Annotated in this window: 10 protein-coding genes; 5 read left to right on the top strand and 5 right to left on the bottom strand. The window is 48.6% G+C overall.

Translation table 11 applies throughout. From position 1 onward, the window contains the following. Positions 1–1,400 (bottom strand): M60 family metallopeptidase (locus E1189_RS04520; RefSeq protein WP_230460160.1); only part of this gene is annotated, 1,400 nt, incomplete at its 3' end. 30 nt (positions 1,401–1,430) lie between these two features. Then, entirely contained in the window at positions 1,431–2,357 is a 927-nt protein-coding gene (gene ttcA, locus E1189_RS04515; RefSeq protein ID WP_155158865.1) for a tRNA 2-thiocytidine(32) synthetase TtcA, read from the bottom strand. A gap of 268 nt (positions 2,358–2,625) precedes the next feature. On the opposite strand from ttcA, the gene E1189_RS04510 reads away from it, so the two are divergent. Next, the gene (locus E1189_RS04510) at positions 2,626–2,958 is read left to right on the top strand and encodes a TraR/DksA family transcriptional regulator (RefSeq protein ID WP_155158864.1); all 333 of its coding nucleotides are present in this window, start codon (positions 2,626–2,628) and stop codon (positions 2,956–2,958) included. A gap of 4 nt (positions 2,959–2,962) precedes the next feature. On the opposite strand, the gene E1189_RS04505 is transcribed toward E1189_RS04510, so the two are convergent. The 3 genes from E1189_RS04505 to fnr form a co-directional block, all read right to left on the bottom strand. Next, positions 2,963–3,460 (bottom strand): hypothetical protein, encoded by a 498-nt coding sequence (locus E1189_RS04505; RefSeq protein ID WP_155158863.1) that lies wholly within the window; start codon positions 3,458–3,460, stop codon positions 2,963–2,965. Positions 3,461–3,608: 148 nt separating this feature from the next. Further along, entirely contained in the window at positions 3,609–4,151 is a 543-nt protein-coding gene (locus E1189_RS04500; RefSeq protein ID WP_155158862.1) for an adenine phosphoribosyltransferase, read from the bottom strand. Positions 4,152–4,160: 9 nt separating this feature from the next. After that, positions 4,161–4,919, bottom strand: a complete 759-nt coding sequence (gene fnr, locus E1189_RS04495; protein ID WP_155158861.1) for a fumarate/nitrate reduction transcriptional regulator Fnr — start codon at positions 4,917–4,919, stop codon at positions 4,161–4,163. A gap of 493 nt (positions 4,920–5,412) precedes the next feature. Here fnr and E1189_RS04490 point away from each other — a divergent pair, with 493 nt between their 5' ends. From E1189_RS04490 to E1189_RS04475, 4 genes are all read left to right on the top strand, one after another. Further along, a complete protein-coding gene (locus E1189_RS04490; protein WP_155158860.1) occupies positions 5,413–6,096 on the top strand; it encodes a hypothetical protein in 684 nt (227 codons plus the stop codon). A 188-nt stretch (positions 6,097–6,284) separates the two neighbouring features. Continuing rightward, entirely contained in the window at positions 6,285–6,902 is a 618-nt protein-coding gene (locus E1189_RS04485; RefSeq protein WP_155158859.1) for a hypothetical protein, read from the top strand. 54 nt (positions 6,903–6,956) lie between these two features. Continuing rightward, positions 6,957–7,550: a hypothetical protein gene (locus E1189_RS04480; RefSeq protein ID WP_155158858.1), complete on the top strand. Its 594-nt coding sequence runs from the start codon at positions 6,957–6,959 to the stop codon at positions 7,548–7,550. Between the two features lie 199 nt (positions 7,551–7,749). After that, a partial coding sequence (locus E1189_RS04475) for a hypothetical protein (RefSeq protein WP_155158857.1) occupies positions 7,750–8,270 on the top strand: 521 nt, incomplete at its 3' end.

Here is an 8,270-nt window from a genome sequence, read left to right as displayed (position 1 = left end):
AAATCTGTTTTTTCCTGCTGATTGTCTTTAGCAGGCAATAAGTGCTCAGGGGTATGGCGGAATGTACGGTATAGTTTTTGAATAAAGTCATCTGATATCTGATTGACGAGCTGTATCATGAAGGCTCCTTTCCAGCTTTCCATGACTTTTGAGTTTTCTGCCCAGATACGGGGATCATAACCATGGTGAAAATACTCAACAAATGATGCCAGAAGCCACATTAATGAGGGCATGGCACCGTTATGAGCGGCATCACTTAAGAATATAAATCCTGCTGATTCTATTCTATCTCCTAAAAACCAATATCCTCTACGATATTGATTGCCATAAACTATCAGATCTGCAAACGCCTCAGTCGCTCCAGGTGGTTCAAATAAAAAATGAACAGGTTCCAGGCTATGGCCGACCTCATGAAAGAGAACGTCAAAAACCATAGGGTCATTGGAATCCAGCCACCGGAATGGGTTATTGAAAGCAAGCCAATACAGTGTGAACCCGTCGACACTGGCTGTGGCTAAAGAGTGGCGCCATTGTTGAACATCTATTGTGAAGCGGTAAAGATTATCCGGGGCTCTGTCGCGCTCATCTTCATCATTGTCACTGAGACCTGTCAGTGCATGGGCTCTTTGAATCACTTGGTCATAAAAGTTGATAATTGGCGTTGGATCTTCAAGATCCCGTACCATGGCGGAGGGCAAAGCAAGAACGGAATATTTCCCTTCAAGTTCTGCCCAGGGTGCAGGGTAGTGGCGAATGTCATTGCGCCATTGCTCGGGTGTATCTCTGCCCAACTTGAACCAAGGCGCCCTGACAGCCCCTGAGATGGTAATATCAAAAGAATCCGACCCGTTTTCATCCGACTCTATGTAAATCAGCCCGGAAGCTCTGTCACGATCTTGTTGCACACCTTCTCTTAGCTGAAACCTATCCGTAGCACGTCCAACTCTCTTGAGTTGCTCGGGGTCATGTTCTGTAAAAATTACACTATGTGCTCCGATTCTCACTCTTGGCCATTGACCCCACGGATCATAAGACAAGGATTTCTGTTCAATCGTGATGGGCTCTCCCGGCACTCGATAAAGCCCCGTGCTTATCTGATGCCGTGGTGGTAATTCCATCCGTAAAGGGGACAAATCCCTTGATTTCAGCTGAAAAGAGAAGGTCTCCGTCACCCGTTCTGCATCGCTGCTGACAGTGCCTGGAAAATCCTCCCCCATGGGCATGTAAGCTTTGTATTTTTCTTCCGGATCTTCCAGGGGCATGCCAAAACATGGTTCATAAGCCACAAAGACCAATAGAACCAGCCACAGAAACCGGGAAACTGAACAGGTGACTTTTCGGTAACCAGGTTTAACCACAGTTATTCCCCCCACAGTGAATACTCTGGCAAAACCTATCATGGCTAGAATGCTTTCTGCCTAACCCTCCTGTCAGGCATTTGGATCAAAGTTCACCACAGTTATCGCTTCATCACTGCTATTCACCGGCTCAGGGATGTTGCCTGAGAAAATGGACTGGTTGTCTTCATGCTCGTACGGCTTGCGCTCACCGGTACGGTCGATGGTGAGATCCTTGAAGTTGAACAATTCAAAGTCCGCCATCTGGGACGGTGCAATGTTCTGCATAGCCGAGAAAATGGACTCAATACGGCTGGGGTGCCTGCGCTCCCACTCCGCCAGCATGGCCTTAATATTCTGGCGCTGCAGGTTTTCCTGAGAACCACACAGGTTGCAGGGAATAATGGGGAATTCCATCAGGTCGGCAAACTGGATGATATCGTTCTCGCGGCAGTAAGCCAGCGGGCGGATAATCACGTTACGGCCGTCATCTGAGCGCAGCTTGGGTGGCATTCCGGAGAGGCGGGAACCATAAAACATATTCAGAAACAGGGTTTCTACAATGTCATCCTTATGATGGCCCAAGGCAATTTTGGTGGCGCCAATCTCTTCAGCAAAGGCATACAGAGTGCCACGACGCAGACGGGAGCACAGACCACAGGTGGTTTTGCCTTCAGGAATCTTGGACTTCACTACCGAGTAGGTGTCACGGTTGATGATGTGGTAAGGGACGCCTAAAGCTTCCAGGTACTCAGGCAGCACATGCTCGGGGAAGCCGGGCTGCTTCTGATCCAGATTGACGGCTACCAGTTCAAAGTGGATGGGGGCGCTCTTCTGCAGGCTCATGAGAATGTGCAGCATGGCATAGCTGTCTTTGCCGCCAGACAGGCACACCATGATCTTGTCGCCATCTTCAATCATGTTGAAGTCTTCAATTGCGCGGCCGGTAAAGCGGCGAAGCTTCTTCTGAAGCTTGTTGAATTCGTACTTCTCGGCGCCAGTAAGGTTGGGTGCTGTCATTCTCAAAAGCTGTTGTTCTAAAAAACGACTTATTATACCGGTAACTGCACTCACCACCAGTTGGGTATTCACGCAGCTGGAGGTTTCCCATTCCTCGCATGCCCTTGGTATTGGGGGAAAAACGGCGCATTATTAAAGTGTATGGTTTGCTACACTCGACCACTCTAACAATAAAAAGCCCGATCCCGACAAGATACGTCAGAAAGAAGAAGTCCTATAGATCAATAACTGTTCCATGTATTTGGAATAAACCGAGAGGGAGTCCGCCATGAAAGGGGAGTATGACCAATTTCGTGAGATGTTACTGAGTCGTCAGTCAGAGCTGCAGGTGCGCTTGGGTAAAATCAAAAGAGATGTCTCTCGTAAAGCGAATGCAGATTGGTCTGAGCAGGCTCAGGAACGTGAGAACGATGAAGTGCTTGATGCTCTGGGTAATGAAGCTGCTTATGAGCTGCGTCTGATTCAGAAAGCTCTCGAGCGTATTGAAGAAGACGAATACACTCTCTGTGAAGACTGCGGTGGTGATATTCCTCTCGCTCGTCTGCAAGTTATGCCCTACACCAACCTCTGCGTGAAATGCGCTGAGGCTCGTGGCCAGTAAACATTCAATCAGTATTAGCGGTATCCCGCACCAGGGCATTGTAATGAATAACAAATTCCTCAACAGTGCCCTGAGGCTTGCTGTGAAAATTGTTATGCCAGTAGCGCCCCAACCTTTCCGGGTCATCCGCCGAATATGCGGGTAAACCTTTGCCCCTGCGTAGATAAACCATCAAGGCAATTGCTGTTGCATAGGACAGGTTGGTTGCCAGTTCCGCATGGGGGTGATTGAGGAATTCGTGTTGGCTGGCTAAACCTCTTACCTTGCTGGCCAGTTCTGGTTGAGTCGCAAGAAAGTTATCCCAGATATTACGATGCATTCTTGGTGTGATTTGGTAGATACCCAGTGCACGATGATCACCTATTTTCAAGTGTTCACCCAGCCCGGACTCCTGGGCCGCGGTACCAAGAAGCAAATTCTCGGCAGCCTCACTCCAAAGGTTCAAATGTTTGAGAGTGGGGCGAATCACCAGTGTGCGCAGTTCCTTGGCGCAAATTCCCATGAGGCAAGTCTCTTCCAGTGAGGGTCGTCTTCTGTACCTAAAGGTATAACAGAAGTTCTCACAAGAGGCATCGGCAAAAAGGAAGAGAAAGTGAGAAGTAAACTCCTCCCCAAAACCTTAACAGGCACAATTTGGGGAGGGATGAGCTTTAGTAGCTGGTCAGTGCAAAGACCGGGATACCAGCTTCTTTCAGCAGGTTTGAACCGCCAAGGGTTGGCAGGTCAATGATGGCAGTGGTTTCAACAACTTCGGCTTCCAGACGTTTCACCAGTTTGGTGGCTGCAAGCAGAGTACCTCCGGTGGCAATCAAATCATCAATGAGTACGATTTTATCGCCAGCTGTCAGAGAATCTGTGTGAACTTCCAGCGCCGCTTTTCCATATTCCAGGGTGTACTCTTCGCAGATGGTTTCTGCTGGCAGTTTGCCGGGCTTACGAAAAATGACCAAAGGCAGATTCAGGGCGTTAGCCAGGGGGGCACCCAGCAAGAAGCCACGGGCATCCAATGCACCAATGTGAGTAATGCCTTGATCCCGGTAGCGAGCCGCAAACGTTTCATGCACCATGCGCATACCTTCGGGAGATTTCAACAGAGTGGTGATGTCACGGAACATCACACCAGGCTCTGGCCAGTCGGGCACAGCCCGGATCAGGCTACGCAGACGGTCTTCGCTAAATTCGGAATAATTCATATCTGTGGCTTATTGAATGTTGACAACCTCAGGGGTGTCAGACAGTTTACCACCTGCCAGAGTGCATAGATCCATGGCGTTGGTAATCTCAATTTCTTTCCCGTTAGCATGGATGAGTTCCGCTTTCTGGAACCGGGTGAACACTCGGCTCACTGTTTCCACTGCAAGGCCAAGATAGTTACCCATTTCATTACGGGACATGGACAGGCGGAAAGACTGGGAAGAAAAACCTCTGCGTCGGAAACGGCTGGCAAGATTAATCAAGAATGTGGCGATGCGCTCGTCAGCATTCTTTTTGGAGAGCAACAGCTTCATCTGCTGGTCTTCGCGGATCTTTTTGCTCATGACCCGCATAATCTGTCGCCGCAAGGCCGGATGGCTGTCCGCAAGCTTTTCGAGCTTATCGAAAGGAATTTCACAGACCATGGTAGTTTCAATCGCCTGGGCCGAAACCGGGTAGGTGTCGGTGTCCAGTCCGCTGAGACCAACCAGTTCACTGGGCAGGTAGAACTCGGTGATTTGCTCTTCACCTTCATTAGTGGATGTGTATGTTTTCAGTGCGCCGGAGCGGACTGCGAAAACACTATGAAATGCATCACCTTCAAGGAACAGATGTTCGCCTTTTTTCAAAGGTCTGCCGCGCTTGATGATATCATCGAGATCGTCAATATCTTCGATCTTCAGTGCTAATGGCAAACACAGTGGACTCAGGCTACAGTCCCTGCAGGCAACTTGGCTGGCATGCCGTACGTTCAGTTTTGGCGCCATTATTGAGCCCCTGAGAACTATTCTGGCTGATGTAGAGAGTGGCCCTATTGTATGGGAATATGGCCACAACTTTAACCCTGTGGTTGATACTTATAGAAGCTCATTTTGCTGTTGTTTTTGTTTGTTTATTGTTCTCTTGTCGTTTTTTTCAGGTCTCAACGGTGGCTAAGTTGCTTTTTTTCTGAAAGTGTTGAGCACTTTTGCAGGTATTGACATTGTTGTTTATCAATAGAGTGTCGGTTTTTCTGTAGAGCTTGCCGTTTGTTTGCTTCTGGTCAATGCCGTCAGTAACACTGACAGAACCGGTTTCTCCCTAGAACCTCTTCTTTTTGCTTCGGTCAATAGAGACCGAATGAACTCATCGGCTTGCGAAGCGTGTATAGGTGTCTCAAGCCCGCCAGAGTCTGGCCGCTGAATATCCGGCGGGCTGTTTGTCTTCATAACAACACAGCTAAGAGTTCAGACATCAAAAATGAGAAGGAGAAGTGACATTATGTATTATGCAATTGGTGCAGCTGTAGCTGGTACTGCTGCCGTTGGTAGCTATGTAGCCTGCAAAAAGTGCAAAAAGCCCGCCGCAAATAGCAGTGAAAAAGTTCAGCCAGCTGTAGAAAAAAAAGTTGGCACTGACAAGAGTCAGGCTGATCAAATCAACCCGGTACCCAGGAAGAATATCTTCTCGCGAACCATTGGCAAGATCTGGCCTTCCAATGTTATGTCTCGTCTGGCCTATGCGATGAAGTTTGGTATCTACAATTATCTGCCGCCTGCTATCGCTGGTGGTGTATTCAGTGCTTTGGGCGCCATTACTGCTGCTGAGATGCAGAGTGTTGCGCAAGCCAGGCTGGGAAGTGAGAACTGCCTGTTTGGTGATGACAGCTGTCTGGCTGATACTCTGGCTGGTGGCGGTACTGGCAACTACGCATTACAAGGTGCTGTTTCCGGTGGTGGCCTGTTCGCGGGTAAAGATTTGATTCAGTGGGGACTGCGTAAGATGACTGGTTACCGCCCTGAGCTGAATGATGCTCTTGGTCGGCAGGTTAAGGCAAATATGGCTGCGATCGGTGCAAACGCCGATAACATTAATACGATGCAGGATGAGGTTAATGGTCTTAAGGACGCACTGCCTAAGCGCTCTGAAACCGATGGTGGTACTAAACGTCCGCAGCGTCACTAATAATTTAACCCTTTTCTTAAGGGACAGTCTTTCCTTTCAGCAGCCTGTACTGCCACTTCAGGAGCCCACCGTCAGGTGGGCCTCTTCTTTTCTAACACTCATGTCAGGCATGCTGACTACTGGGGAACCCCTGTCTTTGGCTGTGGGTCGAAGTTTGTAATTTCAGACTAAAACAAGGACGGTTTGCTATGAATGGAGCTTCACGGTGCTCACACAGGGCGTCTAATCCGCCCCCACCCCAGAGTAATCGAGATGCTTTGGCTCAAAACCTGACGGATTGTGACAAGGCAATTTCCGAGCTTCTTGAAATTCCGGACTCTTTAAAGATGCCTGAAATGGAGCCTCAGCCTAAAAGCAAGTCCCTTGAAAAGATGAAGGTCGCTCTTGTGGATGCAGCGGTGTCTGTCTTTTCTGTTGCTGGCGCTTGTACTGCATTAGCCTGGTTTGTCCCCAGGTATTGCATGCGTCTTTTCCCTCGATTACCCCAGGAAGGCACCAAAGGTTTCTATCGGGCGCTACAGGGTGTTCGCAATCAGTTGACCACGATTTCTTTTGGTGTTGTCTGGTTTTTCACTGAGACGGTTCGCTCTGTCTGTGGCACCAATAAAAGTACAAAGGCTCAGCTGCTGAAGGAGTCTCGTGAAGAAACGCGACGGGCTAAAGAGCAGTATGCCGCCGTTCAAAGGCTGTATGACCTGTATGGTCAGGACGGTAGAGCAAGGCAGTTGGCTCAGAATGAGCTAAGCAAGGCAGTTGCTGATCACACAAATCAGTTTTCTTTAGAGGTAAAAAAGACGAGACCTTAACGACAGGTCATTTGTTATTACTCGGGATTAAGTATTTAAACACGGAGATGAGCCATGTCAGGAAGTCATGTGAAAGAGCCCGGGGGCCGGTCATATCCAACCCCAACCCACAATGCTGACAAGAATACTTCGGGTGTCACTGGACAGTACCAGGGACGCACGGCCAGTACGGCAGAGGGAGACAGTCTGATCCCCCCCTTAAAGCTTCAATATGTTGCACCGAAAGACATGCAAACTACGAACAGTCGTATTGTGACGGTGTGTAAAGTGGCTGTTAGCTTTCTCGCCAGTGGTGCCACATCCTGGATGGGGTATTACGGTTTGAAGGCGTTCCATGGTTTTATGGAAAGTTATGATGTTAACCCGTATACGAACTCCAGTGTTTTTATAGCAGGGAGTATTCTCTGCTGTGTGCCAGCAGTTGTTCTGGCTGTGCGTCTGAGCCTGAGTGCTGGTAATTATCTGGAACGCAAATTTGGAGTAAGTGTCGATGCACAGTATGAAAACGATATTCAGCAGGACAGACAGGAGCGTGCCAGGTATCTCCAGCAGACGCATAAACTGTTGGCAAAATTGACGCAAGAAGAACATGGCCCAAAGCTATTGGAAACCACCTACAAAACGGTCACAGTGAGAACGGCAACGTAAGAACCCAAACCATTGCTTTCGCCAAGGGGGGGGCTGTCTGGCTGCCCCGACACCCTTTTTGTCTTATGAACCCCTCCATTGCAAGCTACATATAAGACCTAAGTCTCAGGAACTCCCTTCCTTTAAATATATCTAACTGACTGGACACACCTCTTTTTCAAAGGGGGCATTATTTTGCACTTGGTATAAGGAGTTACCTATGAGCAGATCAACGAAAGACAGTTTTAAAAACTTACGTCAAGTTATAGGTAGTCATCTTCTTGCGCTGATTCTGCTTGCTGTTACTGGTATCAACACCAATGTCGCCTATGCCGGATTCTGGGATGCCCTGAATGATTTGGGGGATGCCATTAATAATGTGATTGATGGCGTAACAGCAGACGATGACGACGAAGAGGTTGATGGCCTGATCAATAAAGAAACCAATGAGGGCAAAGAGCGAGAAGAGGTAAAAGACTACTTCCGTGGCTATGAAGGGGAAGATGATAATCCTCTGTTTAGCCATCAGGACAAAGATTCTGATCAGAGTGCAGATGCCACAGGTAATAAAGAGGCTGTTCATGCTTCAGAAAGCCTGGGAACAACGCAGGACTCCCATGCATCGTTTGCTGAAGATAGCGACGACGGTGTGAGTTCCTTGAAGAATACTGAAGCCAATAAGGAAGAAGATGCTGAGCATGCTGGTCAGGCCGCCTGGGAAAAAGAGAAAGCCGCCCGAGA

The organism is Parendozoicomonas verongulae (genome assembly GCF_009711465.1).
Classification (GTDB): Bacteria; Pseudomonadota; Gammaproteobacteria; order Pseudomonadales; family Endozoicomonadaceae; genus Sansalvadorimonas; species Sansalvadorimonas verongulae.
This window is presented reverse-complemented; position numbering and strand designations above follow the sequence as displayed.